Consider the following 16,383-nt stretch of genomic DNA (forward strand, 5'->3'; position numbering starts at 1 on the left):
GCTGGGGCTTCGTGTCGTGAGCGGAGGTCGTGCTGGGCGTCGGGCATGGGCTCCGGCCACGCGAGCCACCGCGGTCTCCATGTCGGTGCCACGCCGTCACCACGAGTGGAGAACGGAATCGCGTCGCGGAGATATAGCCTCGTGAGCCCGGTCGATGTGTTCGTACGGAGAGGCCCGGCCGGCTTGGGAGGAGATGATCGTGGGCCCTGACCCTGAGCTGGTGTCCGTCTGGGCGGGGCACTTCGGAAGCGAGGAGGAATTCTTCTCCCATGTCGAGATGCAGTACGAGGGTGATTCGGTCAGCAGCGAGTTCATCTCCCGATCGGGTGTGCCCTGGTACGACGAGGACTTCGCCGAGGGCATCTACCTCGAGGGGTGCCGTGATGTCGGGTCCGCCCTCGGTGGACTGTCCTGGGGGGCGTCATTCGGGCATGCTCTGGTTCCCGCCATCGATCTGCACGGATTTAATTCGGTGTACGTCGTGTACGACCTCGAGGGCTCTCCCGGTGCTGGCACCACCGACGCTCCGTTGACTTACATCGGTGCATACGAGTACAGCAAGTCGGCATCTCCGACGTGAGAGGAGAGCCCGAGACCGCATGCGACGAGAGGAGCCGCGTCCCCCGCTGGCGTCTCGACACCAGGACGACACCCTGGATGCATGGTCGACCGCGGCGCACGAACGGCGGGCCGCTCCCCAGGGGTGCATGCGCGGTTCGTCCGCATCGACCGCCCGCTGCAGCACGGACCGCGCCACCGTCCTGACGCATCGCGACGATACGCGTCAGAACGACGCAAGCGGTTCATCCGCGGCTCGGATCTGCTCGGGCTCCGCCTGTTCCTGCGTCCCGATCGGAGCGACCTCGACGTCGAAATGGCTCAGAGTCGGGACGCGGACGCGAGCAGTCGCTCCGCCGCGCCCGCCTGGTACTTTGCGTGACGTGTACACCACCTCGGAGCATCACGGCGAGGCGCCCGACCCCGCGCAGATCGTCGATGTCGACGAGCTCGTGTGGCACGACCCCGCGTCGACCACCCTCGACATCGCGCGTACCTCGGTGGCCCGTCTCACCATCAGCGGCATCCATGCGCCGCTGACCCTGCGGATGCCGACGGACCTGAAGCAGATCTCACTCGCCGGTGAACTCGGTTCGGTGCTCGTGGACGGTGCACCGCGGTCCGTCGACCTGGTCCAGCTCTGGGGCGACGTCAGTGCCGGGCTTCCCGAGTGGTGCCTCGACGCGGAGCACCTCGAGATCAGCGATACGGCATCACTCGATCTGATGCCTCTGACCCGGGCGGTCAGGCTGCGCGAACTCACCGTGCGGAACGTGCCCGGTCGCATCTCGGGCTGCTCAGCTGTGGCGGCGCCACCGAAGCTCGGGCGAATCAATTTCATGTGCTGCTACGACATCGAGACGACGACCCTTCCGGCACACCATCAAATCCCGAACCTGACATGGATGTCCTTCGACGGCGTCAGCGCCGCCGACGCGCGGGTCCTCAGGTCTCGTGTCGAGGGCTTCTGGAACGGCCATGTGCGTCATGCTCGATCCCCTCGATGGCTCGCCGAACACATCGATGATCCGTTCCGGACATGGAGCGACGAGGACCCTGAGCTCGGGTGCCGGGCAACCGCATCATGGAACCGGACTCGCTCCAGGCTCGCTGTCGCGACGTCGCCCCAGGTCAAGGAAGCCGTTCTCCGAGATCTCATCCGTGCCCTCGACGGGCTGTCCCGCGAGTACCTGTTCGACACCCTGCGACGAGAGCAAGCAGGCGAAGCGGTGCGCACGCTCGTGGAAGCGAACCTGGGCGAGACGCACCCCCTCAGTGAATGGACTCCCGAATGACGCGCGAGCGCCGGGGCACGTGAGCATCCCGGAGATGGGCAAGTATTTCTTGGACTCGCCCGTGGGGCGGTTGCAGGTCGCCGAAGCCGATGATGGGTCGCGCTTCGCCCAGGGCAGGCACAGCGGTTTCGAGGATGCGCCCTTCATCTCCATCAAGTTGACAGAGGAGGGCTCGCTGTCGACGAGCGTCGATTTCGTCAGGAGCCGGATCCTCGGCCTCGAGCGGTTCGCTCTTCTCGCGTCCGCGCACCTGGCGGACGCACTCGGCGGCGGCCCACCGGCGAAGGCCAAGCGTCTGGTCTGGGGTGAGGAGCTCACGTTCTGGGGAGGGTCCGACTGGTCGATCCTCTTCTCCGAGGGCCTGTTCGACATATGCGAGCCCTACGGGGTCATGGTGGACTTCACATCGGATGAGGTGGTCGGCTTCGTCGACCTCTCCTCGGCGGAGGAGATCCGAGGACATGGTGCGGGATCCTGCGCGCGGCAGTCGCCATCCCTGCGCGCGCATCGCGACCCGGAGGCTCCCGCAGGAGACGGAGCGAGCGCTGGCCGGCGTCCTGGCGACCGTCGCGCACCGAGCACGCGGAGGAGATCGGACGCCCTCTCCGCCACGACGACGTCCGACAGCACCCATCGATCACGGAGAAAAGGGCCCATGAGCACACTTCACGCGAAGACGACCGACGACGAGATGCTCGACCAGCACGGCACTCACCGGTGCGTCCCCCGGGACGCGGTCGCCAGCGGCGGTATCGCGAAGGCGACCACCTCATGAGGATCCCCGAGCGCTTCTTCGAGATCATCCCCAACGGGCGAGGTGAGTCGCGCGTGGGCGGAGCGATGCCTGCCGTCCTCGCCTCGGATGCGGAGTTCGCAGATGGCAGATACTTCTTCATGACGCTTTCCTGCACGGACTTCCCGGTGCTCGGTTCCCGCGATGTCTCGATATTCCTCGATGAGACGTTCGCGCCCTTCGACGAAGAGACCGGTTATCCCGAGATCCGCGTCTACTGCGCTCGCCACCTCCCTAGCGGACCGGATCCGACCGGGCGCGGGGTCATGCGCGACATCCGTCGAGGGTCGCTCTCGCTTATCGAGAGAGGCGACGAACCCTGCTTCGTCAAGTTCGGCGGCCAGCCGATGCTGTTGCAGGTGGATGACAGGTACGAGCGACCGGTGAAGGAGGCGGGATACGCTTTCCTGTTCCAGGTGGATGAGAGCGGATTCCCTGATGGCTTCGTGGAGGGCGATTATCCTCTCGGATACGGCGCATTGTATGTCTACGCGACCTTCGACGCGCATGGGCAGGTCAGCGAGGTCGTCCCGGGATTCAGCCAGTTCTAGGCGGAGGCTACCGAGAGCCGATCATGCGGGCGAGCAGGGAAGGGGCGACTCCCCGATGTGCGCGCTCGGATCGGGTGCGCGGCGCGTCGGCATCAGGTCCGGGAGGCACTCGTGAGCCTGGGGTAGAGGACGCCTCGAAGCCGCCACATCCGCGACTCAGATCTGTTCGTCCTCCGCCTGCTCCAGCGTGCCGGTCCACCACCCATCGACGCCCAAAGCATCGCGGTCCGCGGCCTCGCACCGCTTCCGGAGCCGCTCGTAGCGTCGCTCATGCGACACCGCCGGCGTTCGCGGAGCCGCGGGCTTCAGCGCGCCGGCGCGCATCAGGGCCAGACGCTCCGCCATCTGCGCCGCTGTCCTCACGACGGGACCAGACGTCGGCGGCCCGTCGCGCACGTACTCGTCGAACGCCTCGAGGAACTCCTCGAGCGCCTCGCGGTCGCGGTTCAGGGGGACGACCTCCCCCGTCGCACGATCGACGACGACGACTCGTCCGTCGGCACGCTCCATGACGGAGAACTCGTCGCCGTGGATGCGGCCGATCACCCTCGAGCCGTCTCCATGAGGCTCTTCGCGGCCGGCGCCGTCGGGTGCGAACAGTTCGAAGCCGAGGGGGTAGTCCGTCATGAACGCACTATACGTCGCTGACCCCGTCACCCTCGGATCCCCCTCCACCACCGAGCATGCGTCACGGACGAGCTACCCGCGGCTGGATCACGCACGACCCGCTTCGGTAGACGGACACGGCTGTGACGTGACGCTGATGACGATGGATGCACCCGAACGCAGCGCTGCCGAGTCCTGATCGAGGGGAATTCCGACAGCGTATCCCCCGTCCTCCGCTCGAGCGGAGCGCGCACGGTCCATGAGTGGCGCATACGTAGCACCCGCAGAGGAGGACACGATGATGGAGGTGATGGAAGAGGTACGTCGCGGCGCTCGGGCCGAGACGCGCGAGTCCCGCGCGGAGGACGTCCAGCAGTGCACCGTCGCCCTCGAGAAGCTGAACGGCCGTGACCGGACCATGACGTCATTTCATTCTGGCGATATCGTGATCGTGATCGGTGGCGGAGACGGCGACTACATCGCTTACGTGGAGACACCGCGGACAATACTGAATGTCGTGAACGGTGCCGCGGACGAAGACGACACGATCGACGTCACCGTCGGCGGGCAGGCATGTGAATTTCCGGCCTCTTATGTGACCGAGTTCGCCCAGGTGGTCGCCGTTCTCCAGGAACAGCTGTTCGGGATGGAGGACGAGGATGTCGAGTACGAGGTCGTCGTGAAGTAGCCGGGGACGCTACGAGGCAGATCCTTCCACTGAGTCGCTGCCTCGTATGCCCTGGCACATGCACGAGCGTGCCGTTCGCCCTCGCACCGCGTAGAGGGATGCGGAGCCCCTCCCGTCGCCTCCCCACCTAGCCCGGGTCCAATGGAGCAGCCGAGCAGAGTGGGACCGCTAGCCGACCCTCCGCACGCGTGGCGGACGCGCCGTCATCTCCTCCCTCAGGCGAGAACTTCGCGTGCTCGCATCAGTTCGTGGTCGAGCAGGTCATCCACGTCGCCCAAGCGCTCGGCCATGGCGACTGCTTCGATCAACAGAGGACGGGCGGAGGGACGATCTCCCTGGGTGGTGAGCATGTCGCCGAGGATCACCAACGCTCGTAACCGGACGACCGAGTCAGCGTCGTCTGCGTCGACCAGCCGACGCAAGGTGTCCACTGCGGCCGCGTGATCGCCGCGGTCAGCCTGCATCAGAGCCTTCCGCACCGCCATCTCACCGTTCATGGAGGTGAGCGTACGGGAAGGATGTGCGACGGGACGCGAACGGCATCCGGAGCGACCGATCAGAACCCTGCTGTGCATCATCGCCGACTACGGCTCGTCCGCGCCAGCGTACGCGACGGCGAGTGCGGTGGCCGGCCAGGCGGCCGATGTGCCCCCCCCCTCGACTCGCCCGCACGGCCGCAGGCGTCGATCCGGTCTGCGTCCGAAGACCGAAGACCGCTGACCGCTGACCGCTGACCGCTGACCGGTGACCGGTGACCGGTGACGATCGTGTCCCCACCGAAGCGGACTCAGGTGGAAGCGCTGCGCCTCGCGCTGCACGCCATCCGCAAGCGGCGCGAACCATTCCGGCGCGGCGTGCTGCCGGGGCTCGGTACCGAAGCCTCCGGGCGACCATCGCTATCGTGCTCCCGATGAGACTTCTCGACGTGATGACCGAGGCTCGACTTCACAGCGCCTGCGTCGTGCTGCCACCGACGTCGCTACCTCACGTGCGTGACCGCATGGAGACCCTGCCTGCCGACCTCATGACCTTCTACCGCTCGTGCGGCGGCGCGACGCTGTTCACAGGACAGGCTGGCGAGGTGCAGGTACTCCCGCCCGAGCAAGTGGTGCCGGCGAATCCCGTCATCGCCGGCGATCCTGGATGGGACGATCCGACGAGCCGGAGCGCCTATCTGGTCGCTCGCACGTCCTCCGGGGAGTTCATCACCGTGGATCTATCCGTCGACCGTGCAGGTCGTGTGCTGGACAGCTTCTACGAGCTCCACGGCGTCGTCGACAGTTGGCCCGTGATCGCACCGTCCTTCGAGGCGTTCCTGAGCAGCGTCTGGCAGACACGAGGCGACCACCTCTACTGGGCTCCCCCGAGCGGCACCCTACGGCCGCACTTCCCGGACGCATATGCGGAGTGACGATCCCATGCGGCCGACCGCAGCTCGATCCGCGTCAGTCGCACATCTCAATTGACAATCTCCATCTGGAGCGCTGCTCGATGCGCATATCTTCGGCTGTGCACGGAAATCTCTGTTCGGGGAGAAGAGACCAGCGCCATCGTCCAGTGCCGCGCGGATCCTGTTGACCCACAGACATCTACTCGCATACCTGCCGATTTCACCGCGCGAGCTCGGCGCGGTGCGCGAGGGCACCGCGCCGGTTCAGCTGGTGGCCCCGATCACCGTGTCGAGCGTCGACACCTTCTCCTCGATCTCCGGGAGACCGATCTTCCCGCAACCCACGAGGATCAGACGCCTCAGGGCGGCGAGCTCGTTGACGGCCGCGATTCCCGTGATGTTCTTGCAGTACTGGATGTCCAGGTTCTCGAGCCGCTGGAGAGTCGCCAGTTCGGATACGTCACCGAGACCGGTCAGGTTCTTCAGACGCAACGACTCCAGCTGCCCGAGCACTCCGATGCCCGTCAACCCTTTCAATGTGCGCCCACCGTGGAGTCCCAGTCGCCGAAGACCCACCGGTTCGAGGAGCGCGAACACCCGCTCGTCGATGGGCACGTTGAGGAGATTCAACTCCTCCAGCGGTAGCGCGAGTGCTCGCCGCACGTCATCGAACGACCTCTGCGGGTAGATGGTGAGGCTCCGCAGCTCCGGGAAGCTGACGATGGAGAAGCGGAGCGGCCCCTCCGCCATTAACGCGGTCAGATTCGGCAGGCGCACGTCCGGCCACGTCACAGGCCGCCTCCCCGTGAGGATGGACAGCTCCCGCAGACCCTCGGGCAGATCGCCCTCCCGCAACCGGGTGACCACATCGGACGACACATCACCCGGCCCGATGCTCAGCTCCCGCAGACCCGCCATCGCGGCCACGATCTCCGGCAGACGATCGATGCGCGCCCCGTGCGGCGACCACAGATGCGCGTCACGGACCTGAGTCAGCTGGTCGACATCGAAGGGCTGGTCGTAGAACACCAGGTCCACGTCATCCCCCAGGAACGCGTCGCGGTGCGAACTGTGCAGAAGTACGGTTCTTCGGCTCATCGCCCGCGGCCTCGTGCGTCCGGGCGGGCGCTCTCGGGCGTGCAATCCGTGCGCCAGCCGATCCCCTCACATGCCTCGCGAAGATCGCTCATGAACTGCTCCGCATTCACCTCGCTGAACTCGTACCTACTCAAGCTCTCACTGAGATAGGTGAGGAATCCGCAACTGATCGCGGCCCTCCGCTCGTCCTCAGATGCATGCTGCAACACCTCTTCGTCGAAGTACAGATCGATGTAGAGCACCCTCTCGCTCTTCACGTACCTCCGCATCGCCTTCCGCCGGTGCGGCCCCGGCAAGCATCGGAACACCACGAAGATGTCCAGATCCACATGCGCGTGCTTCTCCTCCAGAGCGGGGAAGACGGACTCGATCTCATTCGAGATCTCATAGACGTTCGTGCGTCCGCTCGTATCAGACGATCTCCCGAGCCTCATCGCGATCTCACCTCCTGCGCACCCTTGGGAATACCGCGGTCAGAACCCTTGCGACACGGCAGGTCGTCCGCACTCACGCATCACCGAAGAGTTCCCAACGGGAGACGTCGAGGTGGCCGCTCTGGAGATCGCCCATGGCCGCCAGCGCTTCATCGCGCGTCAGCGCGTACCGGCGGGGGCAATCGATATCTTGACCGCCTACTGTCAGGTCGATGGTGTCGTCCTCGTCATGATCGTCATCCTCGGCGACACTCAGGGCGTTCGCGATACGCAGGCCGTTCTCGGCCGATGCGGTGACCATGAAGCGGTCGGGGCCACCCCCGATGAGCACTTGCCACGGGCCGACATCGTGGCCGACTTCCGTGCAGGCGCGCCCATCTAGGTCTTCGATCCCCCAAGAAAGAGCGTTGTCCACGATGTCCTCCATTCAGCGAAACGGTCCGCCGCGCGCGGCAACTGACCCCGAGCAGGCAGATCGCCTATGGAGCCACATCCTAGGTGAACAGCGTTCAGGTGGGGTAGCCCTACGTCCGAGACCCGCGACCAGAGGCTGCCCACGAGACGCCCTCTCCCCGTCGAGGTGAGCGCCCGCACAGGCATCGCCGCCTTCGTCGGCATCGTCGCCGTCCTCGGCGTGGCGGACGACCTCACCGAGATGCGAGCTGATGCCGCCACGGCACAGACGACGCGGATCCTGCGCGCTGGGACGGCCCTCGGCCCTGGCGGGGGCTCGCGACACCGGTCGTCGTCGGCCGCGTCCCGATCGGCTTTCCGTCCATCGCTGGCGGCCGTGAGGGCATGGGCGTGTTCCTCGGGCGCTCTGCCTGCCGCCCGTGCCGAATCCTGACCTTCTCCGCGTCCGTGACCGACTCGACAGCGGCCCGACCGGCGGCGCCTAGGGCGACGTCGTGGACGGCTGCTGGACGAACCGACACGGCGATCTCGCGGCTGATCGGCTCACCGCAGGCGCCACCGTGAGGTGTCGGCATCGTGACGCGGATATCCGACGACACGATGATGGCGCTGTGCCAGCGCAGCAGCACCTGCGTTGCACGAGCAGCGACCCGGTGGCAGCATCGACGAAGCCATGTGCCGCGAATCGAGCGACCGCCTACGTTCTCGAAGCGCCAGACCCGCACGCCGGGCACTCCGGGCACTCCGCCCAAGGACCAGACCACGAGGGACGTTCATTGTCAGACATGCTCGACATCGCACGAGAGCGGGACTTCCGACAGGTGGACGTGTTCGGCGCGACCGCAGGCACGGGCAATCCGGTGGCGGTGGTCCTCGATGCCGACGGTCTCGACGAGGCCACGATGCGCCGTTTCTCAGCCTGGACGAACCTCTCCGAGTGCACCTTCGTCCTCCCGCCCACGGCCCCGGGTGCCGACTACCGTGTCCGGATCTTCAGCCTCGACCTCGAGCTGCCCTTCGCCGGCCACCCCACCCTCGGCACCGTCCGCGCCTGGCTCGACGGGGGCAACACCCCGAGCGTCCCGGGTCGCGTCACGCAGGAGTGCATGGCGGGTCTCGTTCCCATCCGGATGGAAGAAGACACCCTGGCCTTCGTCGCTCCCCCGCGCACGCGCTCCGGATGCGTCGACCCCGCCCTGCTCGCGGCTATCTCCAGGATCCTCGGCATCAGCACGCGCGACGTCGTCGCTGCGGAATGGCTCGACAACGGGCCCGGATGGGTGGGCGTCCTGCTCGCCGACGCCGACGCCGTGCTCGCTCTCGGCCCCGATGCTGCGGCAGAACCCGGGAGGTGGGACATCGGGGTCCTCGGCCTTCGAGATCCCTCGAAGGGCGCCGCACTCGAGGTACGTGCATTCTTCACCGACGGCAGCGAGCCTCTCCGCGAAGACCCCGTCACGGGCAGCCTCAACGCCGCGGCCGCCGAGTGGCTGATCGCTACGGGTCGCCTTGCAGCGCCGTACACAGCAGCACAGGGCACCGCCATGGGTCGGCACGGCCTCGTCCACATCGAACAGGACCAGGACGGACTCTGGGTCGGAGGCCGTGCCGACGTCCTCATCGCGGGCACCGTCATCCTCTAGCTGATGTCCACCGAGAGCATGTAGGCGCGATCGGGGGCGGCGGGATCTGCTCGAGCACCGTGGCGCTGGGCGAGGAGAGGCCGCTCTGGCTGCCTACGTGATCTTCTCGATGACGTGGTTGGCGGCCAGCGGATGGACGCTGGTGACCGACTCGATCGCCGCTCGGAGCGCCTCGAGATCGCGACCGTAGTAGTAGAGGTACGTCCACGCTGGTCCGGCCCACGAAGAGTGCCTTTCGGCGTCCTCGGGAAGCGCTGCGTCGATCCGGTCGACCAGGTCCTGGGTCGAGTTCTGGTCGTAGACCTCGTCAGGCAGAGTCGTGCCGTCGAGAGCCAGCGACAGCCCGTGCCACGTGCCGAAGCGGATCGGCTCACCGTCACCCAGGCGCGCCCACGATCCCGTGGGGGCACCGAGGAACTCGAGGATGTCGATGACGCGTCGTGTCGTTTCCTCGGGGTCGCCGGAGAGTCGGACCTCGGAATCGCAGGACAGCGGTCCTCGTTCCGGATCGAATTCGGTACCGCCGCCGATCACCTCGCTGCCCGGGGCGTACTTCGCGAGGAGGTGATCCAGGGGGTCCTCGAAGATGTCGCCTCGGTGCTGGGGCTGCAGCCGCGAGTTGAGATGCACGTTGAGCACGACGGGAGCTTTCGTGCGGCGAGCGCCGAATGGGTTGAACATGGATCTTCCTGCCTGTTTCGAATATGGGTTCAGAGCACGCGTCGCAGAGCCTGAAGGAATGTCTGGATCTCATTGGCGATGTCCTCATGACCGACCGCGACGATCACCACCCCCGCGATCGTGGCTCCGAGCAGCACGAGCAACGGCCACGTGCGGAGGACGAGCGGTCGATGCGTGGCCGATCGTGAGAGCCGTGATCGCGGGCGCATCCGCGCTACCAGGCGGCCGTCTGCCAGGGTGAGTCCTCGCGCGTGATCAGGTCGTCTCGCGCGAGGGTGAACCTGCTCAACTCCTGGTCCACCGGGTTCTTCACGTCCTTCGCTGACCAGAACGCCCTCCCCGTCACGAAGGCGTCGCCGAACTCCTGCCACGACTGATGGTGCTCCCGGGAGATGGTGACGAAGTGGGTCAACAGGCCGAAGGCCTCGGTTTCCGTGGTGAACCCGGCGTCGACGGCGAGTCGCGACAGCTGGACGGCGCGCGCGCAGTCCCAGGCGGCGATCGACGCAGGCAGCGGAGTCGGCAGCTCGGCACGCCCGCCGCTCACGGTCGAACGGAGCCACCCCTGGAAGAAGAGCGCGGCCTGTCCTCCGTCGAACCCCTGGCGTTCCGCCTCGGCCACGCCCTCGGCCTGGATGGCATTCGCTGCCTTGGGCCATGCGCGCTCGGCGATCGCCCTGTCGACGAGCGGCGTGACGATCGGGTACAGGGATCGGTGCCCGCTCTCGCGCAGCCATCCCATCGTGTCGAGGTAGGAGTCGTGATCGATCACGTTCCACGCGCGCGCCAGGAGCTTCGCCGTGGTGGCCTGGTCGGCTTCCATCGTGAGGGCGTTGATCGGCAGGCCCCCCTCCCTGGCGTAGATGTGCCCCATGGCGATGGCACGCCGCTCGTCTGCATCCAGCTCACGAGAGCTGTCGGAGGTGATGAATCCAGGGCCGTCAAGGAATTTCTTGAATGCGGAAAAGAGTCCCATTCTGCGCTTTCTCGGTCGTGACAGATACGCGACCGGGTAGCCGCGTGGAGGCGAAATTAGCAGAAGCAGAATTGCGGGGTCAACGCATGACGAAACGTGAAGCCGGAGCCGCGACGCTCATCGATCCCTGGATCCCACGCGCACCTCGAGCCCGCTGATGACCGTCTCGAAGGCTGGACGCCGACGTTCGGGCGAGGAGCGCAGGCGCCGGCCGGTCGACGCCGCGCGGACCTCGAGCCTGCTGATGACGTCAGAGATGACGCGCCTCGGAGTCGCCAGGATCAGAGAGTTTCCTCATGCCTCGGGCAAGCGCGGGGACAGCAGAACGACATGGGACACACGCGGGAGGACGACTTTCCTTGCGATCGCGAGCGCTCCCGGTGCCGACGTAGCATCCTTGGCACGGGATCTGGTCACCGCACACGCAGGTCCCACGACCAGAAACCAAGAGAGGCCGCCGTCGATGACACGACGAGATCTACGCGCCAGATGGACGCCCGAGGCCGGGATGGCCGTCAACAAGGCCATTCGCCATGCGTCTCGGACCCTCGCCACCATGCCCGAGTCGCCCTTCGGCTTCACCGACAGCGGCAAGGCCGACTTCCGTGGACTCGCTGTCTTCGAATCGATCAGGTACCTGACGGTGGAGGATACGGACATGTCGTATTCCACCTTCAAGGATGGAGCGTCATTGAGCCAGTCCGAGTTCTCGCGCTGCGTCTTCGACGGGATGGACCTGCGAGGCACGATCGTGACGCGGCGCTTCGAGGCGACCAGCTTCGTGGGTGCCAAGCTGAACGGCATCCGTCCGGGCGAGGTTTACATCGACTGCGACTTCACGGACGCTTCGATGGACAAGGCCGTGGCGATGGGCTCGAAGTTCGTGCGTTGCGACTTCTCTCAGGTCAAGATGACCGGTGCGATCTTCTACCACTGCACGTTCGACGAGTGCCGGTTCGACGGGGCGAAACTGGACTACGCCTCCTTCGGGGGAAGCGATGTCCTCGGAGAGGTCGATGCTGCTGTGTTCGAGGGCTGCCTGGTGGACAAGATGAAGATCAACGGCGAAGAGGTCGTGGGCGTCGAATTCGACATCGATGGATATCTGCGAAATCACAGGGCATGAGCGATCGCCGATCGAGGAGAGCGCGGGATTCGCCGACGGCGACCGCGGCAGACGCGGACGGTCGGGCGAGGCACGCAGGCGCCACGCACCCCGGTATCGCGGCCTCAGCAGCGGTACACGCCGAGCAGCCGCAGGGGCGTGAGCCCGGGCGGCTCGGGCAGGTCGCGGGCGTCGAGGTCGTAGAGGAGGACCGCCGCGTCGTCATCGGGCCGTCGAGCGAGGACGTTCGCCACAGCATCGGCGAAGGCGCCCTCCGGCAGGTTCATGGAGGTGGTGCCGTCTGTCCGTCGCAACCAGACCGTCGATGACCGGTCCTTCTCGTACCAGGTCAGTCCCGTGGCCTGCATGAAGGCGCTCCCTTCAGGCCCTCGCTGGGGGCGCTCGAGCGACACGTGATCGTGAAAGCGCTTCTCGTCGCCGAATCGACCGGTCCAGATCGACACCAGGCCCGGGGTCCGACGGGTCCCGTCCCATGCGAGTCGCAGGTCGAGGTCCGCCGTCCGTCGAATCGGTCCGCCCGTCGGAGCGAGGGTGACCGTCATGGTGAGGTCGGCCACCTCGTCTCCGCCGCAGGACAGGAGGCGGACCGCGTACCACCCGTCAGGCACGTCGAGCACGAACAAGGACTCCACGGGGTTCCATGCGAGGAGGGACGCCATCTTCATCATGACGACGCGGTTCCCCACGACCTCCAGCGGCCCCGCAGGAGCGACGACCTCGTCCGCGCCCGGATCGAACCGGAACCTGATCCGGCAATGACAGGCCTCATCCACGGTCACGGGGATGATGACGCCGCGATCGGCCGCGTCGTCGCCCGTGACGTCGGCCGCGAGACGACCCCAGAGATCGTCGCCCACGGCGGGGGCGAGCTCACGCTCCACCACCGCCGGCGACATCAGGGCGAACCCGCCGAGCTCGCTGAAGTGCACACCCACGTCCCGGAGACCCGTCATGGTCGACCCCGCGGGCGTCGATCCCTGATGCGGGTCCCCGGCGACCACTCTCCGCCTCCCATAGAGCCCCCTTCTCGTTCGAATCCGATCACCTTGCCATCCTGGAACGCGTAGCGCCCCACGCAGGTGGCGGCTCCACATTCGACGGGTGGGTGCTCCGCGAGGCGCACCACGATGTCGCGGCTCGCATCACGTCGACGCGCACGGCGAGGGCCTCGCAGCGCGGGTCGCGCGGTGGGGTCGCGCGTCGGGGAAGCCGGTCCACGATCGTGGGGCTGGCGGCCGTCTCAGTCGCGGAAGTGCCACTCGCTCAACGTGCGCAGTTCCTTCGCCGGCCCCCAGCTGCCGTCGTCCGGCCGGGGTCCGTCGCCCTGGGGAGCCGCGACGCCCTGGGCGATGCGGCGGATCCACGGGGTGCTCTCCAGCGAGTGCACCCAGGTCGCAGCGCGGCCCCGCGAGCGTGGTCGAACCCACGAAGAGACGTCGCGTGCTGCGGGCATCTCGGCATGGACGCCGTCGAGGAACTCGGCGTGCGCGTACGGCCGCTGGCGTTCGTCGCTGACCTCGTGGACGTAGACAGCCACCCAGCGCCAGGGCTCGAGGCGGATCGCCCACACGTCCCCTGCTGCGGCGGGGCCTTCGCCCACGGAGGCGGCGACCTTCCGCTGCGTCGGCGCGAGCGTCCGCACCCGCGCCGCGAGACCGCCGTCGATCGTGTCCTTCGCCGCGGGCCGCGGTGACGGCCGAGGGGCGTCGAGGTCGACGACCGGGATCCCGAGCGTGCCGAACAGCTCCTCGAAGACCTCGACGCGCACGCCGTGGGATCCGACGCCCGTGTCCCACCAGGCGAGCGGCGACTGCACCTCGACGCGCACGGTCGGGCGCTGATCGCGTTCTCGGTAGGTCGTGAAGCGCTCGGCGAGGCCCGGGCGGTCCGGCGGGGCGAGCACCCCGACGAGGGCGAGGTCCTCGAGGACGCTGGCCGCAGTCCGCGGGCCCCGGAGGATCCGCGCCGACGAGACGGCCTTCGCGGCGGCCGCGTAGCGCACCTTCGCGGGGAGCGTGCGGAGCACCGCGAGGATCGCACCGAGCGCCCACCGGTCGTGCTCCGTCGGCTCGGGTCGCGCGTCACCGAGGCTCTCCAGCACGAGCGCGTACCCGACGGGATCGCCGTCGAGAGGCGTGCCCTCGGTCAGCCGGAACGCCCACTCCTGGATGAGCTGCACCGGCTGATCCTGGAAGCCGCACACCTCGCAGGGCGTCGGGGACTCGTCGCCCCAGGGGGTGTGCGGATGCTCCGGCACGACCTCGGCGAGCAGCGCCCCGGGCAGCGCGCTCCGCCACGCGGCGGGAGCGGATCCGAGCCCGGCGACGAAGGCCGCGGCCGCGGCGCTCCTGGTCCAGCTGCCGGCCCGTTCGCGCAGGAGGCGGAGCGCGGTGTCGTGTTCCATGCGGGCGGCGGCGTCGGGATCGAGACCCGCGTCGGCGAGGGCAGCTCGAGAGCCCGCGTATTCGGGCGACGCGGGCAGCTGCCACCAGGAGGTGCCGCGATCCGCGTCCCAGGCGAACCGACCGGCCTTCTGCAGCACCTTCCAATGAGCGAGGACCTCGCGCGTTACGGGATCGTGCGTGGCGGGGATGGACCAGGGGTCGGCGACTCTCACGGGTCTCGACGCTAGCCGACCGTGGCGATCCGACGCGCGGGATCAGCGGTGTCGGCGGAGCTCGGCGCGGTGGATGACGGCGCTGCCGACCGCGATCACGACCGTGACGATCGGGACGAAGCCCGGCACGAGGACCTGCCGACCCGACGGGCGCCCGTCAGCCGCAGCTTCGCAGCATCGTCATCCTCGAAGCTGCGCCCGCCGACCCGTCCGATGGAGCCGGGACGCGGGATGGGCAGCGCGGGGCCGACCTCGAGAGTGCGCCGAGGGTCGCACATTCCGTGCGAGCACGGCGTGAAGAGGGATGACCAGGCCAGGCCTCGCGCCACGACTTCAACCCGAGAAGAGGGCCCTATCACCGCCCTCTGCCGATCCCCCGCCGTCGAGACGGCCCTTGATGCCCTTCCCTAAGATGTCGCCGACCGAGAAGGCGGGCCGATCATGGACGTGACGATCAGGTCGGCGGTGCACGGCGGTACGCCGAATGGCCTGGATCCGGTCGCGATCCGGCGGGCGTTGCGGCGGGCACTCGGACCCGTGTCCATCGATGGCGTGACGGAGCTCGACCTGTTCCTCCGCGTGGGCGGACCGCTGAAGTCAGCCGAGGGCCACGGTGGCATCCACGGCGCGCGGTACTTCGCGAAGGCGGAGCGTTTCATGGCGAACCTCGTCGTGCCGCTGTCCGACATCGCGGCGCTCGGGAGCGCTGACGCCGTGGGACACCTGCTCCTCGTCCTGGCCGAGCGCGTCGCCGCTCGAGTCGCTCCTGACGATCCCCGGGCGCGTGACGAGCTTCGAGCGGCGATGATCTCGGTCGCTCACGAGCTCTCATCGTGACCGTCGGGGGCGGAGCGCTGCTAGCGTGCTGACCCACGACGCGCACCCCGAGATTGCGCACATGTTCGACCAGGCCGAGCACCCGCCCTCAGCGATGGGCATGTAGGAGACGATGGACGACGCACAGAAGATCGAGTTCTATGCAGCGCTTCGCGCTCTGGACCGCATGGTGGGCCATCTGCATTCGCACGGCATCAGTGTCGATGCGAACATGTCCGGCGCTCTCGACTCGTGGTGGGACGAGCTGAGGCGCGACACGCGAACGACGACGCTCGACGAGGTGGACGAACAGATCGAGCATCTGGTGGTCGATGAGCAAGACGCCTCGACGCAGCAGATCTGCTACAACTTCTTCCTCTACGTCTTATCGGACGTGATCATCTCTCTCAGAGAAGAACTGGATTTCTCCCAGGTCTTCGCATCCGTGGAGGAATGCTGCTTCTATCAAGCAGGTGAATCCATGCTCGAATCAAACGTGAGGGCAATCGTCCCGGTCGAAGCCGAGATCGCCGAGCTGCAGGCACATCCTGATCACGTGAATGAGATGCTCGCTCAAGGGAGGGACAGGACGTACGCCGCGGCCGTCGGGGATTGGACGACCGTCGACAGATGACCCGGTTCGCGGCATCGATCCGCGGTCCTCGAGATCACGCGGTCACGCGGTCGCGGCATGCCG

General features: G+C 67.2%; 19 protein-coding genes. 10 read left to right on the forward strand and 9 right to left on the reverse strand.

Going from position 1 to position 16,383, the window contains the following annotated elements; all coding sequences use genetic code 11:
- The first annotated feature begins 199 nt into the window (after positions 1-199).
- The 4 genes from PED38_RS06560 to PED38_RS06575 all read left to right on the forward strand — a co-directional run bounded on the left by PED38_RS06560 (position 200) and on the right by PED38_RS06575 (position 3,197).
- Complete coding sequence (locus PED38_RS06560; protein ID WP_270980401.1) at positions 200-580, forward strand: immunity 22 family protein; 381 nt, start codon at positions 200-202, stop codon at positions 578-580.
- A 361-nt stretch (positions 581-941) separates the two neighbouring features.
- Positions 942-1,853, forward strand: a complete 912-nt coding sequence (locus tag PED38_RS06565; protein ID WP_270980405.1) for a hypothetical protein — start codon at positions 942-944, stop codon at positions 1,851-1,853.
- A gap of 19 nt (positions 1,854-1,872) precedes the next feature.
- Positions 1,873-2,628: a hypothetical protein gene (locus PED38_RS06570; protein WP_270980406.1), complete on the forward strand. Its 756-nt coding sequence runs from the start codon at positions 1,873-1,875 to the stop codon at positions 2,626-2,628.
- Positions 2,625-3,197 carry a hypothetical protein gene (locus PED38_RS06575; protein WP_270980408.1) on the forward strand — a complete coding sequence of 191 codons (573 nt, stop codon included), beginning with the start codon at positions 2,625-2,627 and terminating at the stop codon, positions 3,195-3,197. Before PED38_RS06570 ends, PED38_RS06575 begins: the two co-directional genes overlap by 4 nt.
- Before the next feature lie 156 nt (positions 3,198-3,353).
- Here the strand turns inward: PED38_RS06575 and PED38_RS06580 are convergent, their stop codons facing one another.
- The gene (locus tag PED38_RS06580; protein WP_270980409.1) at positions 3,354-3,824 is read right to left on the reverse strand and encodes an SUKH-4 family immunity protein; all 471 of its coding nucleotides are present in this window, start codon (positions 3,822-3,824) and stop codon (positions 3,354-3,356) included.
- Between the two features lie 277 nt (positions 3,825-4,101).
- Between PED38_RS06580 and PED38_RS06585 the strand changes: the two genes are divergently transcribed.
- Positions 4,102-4,491 carry a hypothetical protein gene (locus tag PED38_RS06585; protein ID WP_270980410.1) on the forward strand — a complete coding sequence of 130 codons (390 nt, stop codon included), beginning with the start codon at positions 4,102-4,104 and terminating at the stop codon, positions 4,489-4,491.
- Between the two features lie 215 nt (positions 4,492-4,706).
- Here PED38_RS06585 and PED38_RS06590 read toward each other — a convergent pair whose 3' ends face one another.
- Positions 4,707-4,988: a hypothetical protein gene (locus tag PED38_RS06590; protein ID WP_270980411.1), complete on the reverse strand. Its 282-nt coding sequence runs from the start codon at positions 4,986-4,988 to the stop codon at positions 4,707-4,709.
- Positions 4,989-5,401: 413 nt separating this feature from the next.
- Between PED38_RS06590 and PED38_RS06595 the strand changes: the two genes are divergently transcribed.
- Positions 5,402-5,902, forward strand: a complete 501-nt coding sequence (locus tag PED38_RS06595) for an SMI1/KNR4 family protein (protein ID WP_270980412.1) — start codon at positions 5,402-5,404, stop codon at positions 5,900-5,902.
- A 243-nt stretch (positions 5,903-6,145) separates the two neighbouring features.
- On the opposite strand, the gene PED38_RS06600 is transcribed toward PED38_RS06595, so the two are convergent.
- The 3 genes from PED38_RS06600 to PED38_RS06610 all read right to left on the reverse strand — a co-directional run bounded on the left by PED38_RS06600 (position 6,146) and on the right by PED38_RS06610 (position 7,840).
- Complete coding sequence (locus PED38_RS06600) at positions 6,146-6,979, reverse strand: hypothetical protein (RefSeq protein ID WP_270980413.1); 834 nt, start codon at positions 6,977-6,979, stop codon at positions 6,146-6,148.
- Positions 6,976-7,413 (reverse strand): hypothetical protein, encoded by a 438-nt coding sequence (locus PED38_RS06605; RefSeq protein ID WP_270980414.1) that lies wholly within the window; start codon positions 7,411-7,413, stop codon positions 6,976-6,978. The genes PED38_RS06600 and PED38_RS06605 overlap by 4 nt, the downstream gene beginning before the upstream one ends.
- Before the next feature lie 73 nt (positions 7,414-7,486).
- Positions 7,487-7,840, reverse strand: coding sequence for a hypothetical protein (locus tag PED38_RS06610; protein WP_270980416.1), 354 nt, complete (start codon positions 7,838-7,840; stop codon positions 7,487-7,489).
- A 598-nt stretch (positions 7,841-8,438) separates the two neighbouring features.
- Between PED38_RS06610 and PED38_RS06615 the strand changes: the two genes are divergently transcribed.
- Positions 8,439-9,470, forward strand: coding sequence for a PhzF family phenazine biosynthesis protein (locus PED38_RS06615; protein ID WP_270980418.1), 1,032 nt, complete (start codon positions 8,439-8,441; stop codon positions 9,468-9,470).
- 93 nt (positions 9,471-9,563) lie between these two features.
- Here the strand turns inward: PED38_RS06615 and PED38_RS06620 are convergent, their stop codons facing one another.
- Both PED38_RS06620 and PED38_RS06625 read right to left on the reverse strand, forming a co-directional pair.
- Positions 9,564-10,151, reverse strand: coding sequence for a hypothetical protein (locus PED38_RS06620; protein WP_270980420.1), 588 nt, complete (start codon positions 10,149-10,151; stop codon positions 9,564-9,566).
- Between the two features lie 214 nt (positions 10,152-10,365).
- Positions 10,366-11,127: a DUF1266 domain-containing protein gene (locus PED38_RS06625; protein ID WP_270980421.1), complete on the reverse strand. Its 762-nt coding sequence runs from the start codon at positions 11,125-11,127 to the stop codon at positions 10,366-10,368.
- A 508-nt stretch (positions 11,128-11,635) separates the two neighbouring features.
- On the opposite strand from PED38_RS06625, the gene PED38_RS06630 reads away from it, so the two are divergent.
- The gene (locus PED38_RS06630) at positions 11,636-12,253 is read left to right on the forward strand and encodes a pentapeptide repeat-containing protein (RefSeq protein WP_270980422.1); all 618 of its coding nucleotides are present in this window, start codon (positions 11,636-11,638) and stop codon (positions 12,251-12,253) included.
- Positions 12,254-12,357: 104 nt separating this feature from the next.
- On the opposite strand, the gene PED38_RS06635 is transcribed toward PED38_RS06630, so the two are convergent.
- Positions 12,358-13,206: a hypothetical protein gene (locus PED38_RS06635; protein WP_270980424.1), complete on the reverse strand. Its 849-nt coding sequence runs from the start codon at positions 13,204-13,206 to the stop codon at positions 12,358-12,360.
- A 287-nt stretch (positions 13,207-13,493) separates the two neighbouring features.
- Positions 13,494-14,870: a hypothetical protein gene (locus PED38_RS06640; protein WP_270980426.1), complete on the reverse strand. Its 1,377-nt coding sequence runs from the start codon at positions 14,868-14,870 to the stop codon at positions 13,494-13,496.
- A gap of 441 nt (positions 14,871-15,311) precedes the next feature.
- Between PED38_RS06640 and PED38_RS06645 the strand changes: the two genes are divergently transcribed.
- Both PED38_RS06645 and PED38_RS06650 read left to right on the forward strand, forming a co-directional pair.
- Positions 15,312-15,707: a hypothetical protein gene (locus tag PED38_RS06645; RefSeq protein ID WP_270980427.1), complete on the forward strand. Its 396-nt coding sequence runs from the start codon at positions 15,312-15,314 to the stop codon at positions 15,705-15,707.
- Positions 15,708-15,819: 112 nt separating this feature from the next.
- Positions 15,820-16,320, forward strand: coding sequence for a hypothetical protein (locus PED38_RS06650; protein ID WP_270980430.1), 501 nt, complete (start codon positions 15,820-15,822; stop codon positions 16,318-16,320).
- Positions 16,321-16,383 lie beyond the last annotated feature (63 nt).

The sequence above is a fragment of the Clavibacter sp. CT19 genome, from assembly GCF_027858075.1.
Taxonomy (GTDB): domain Bacteria; phylum Actinomycetota; class Actinomycetes; order Actinomycetales; family Microbacteriaceae; genus Clavibacter; species Clavibacter tessellarius_A.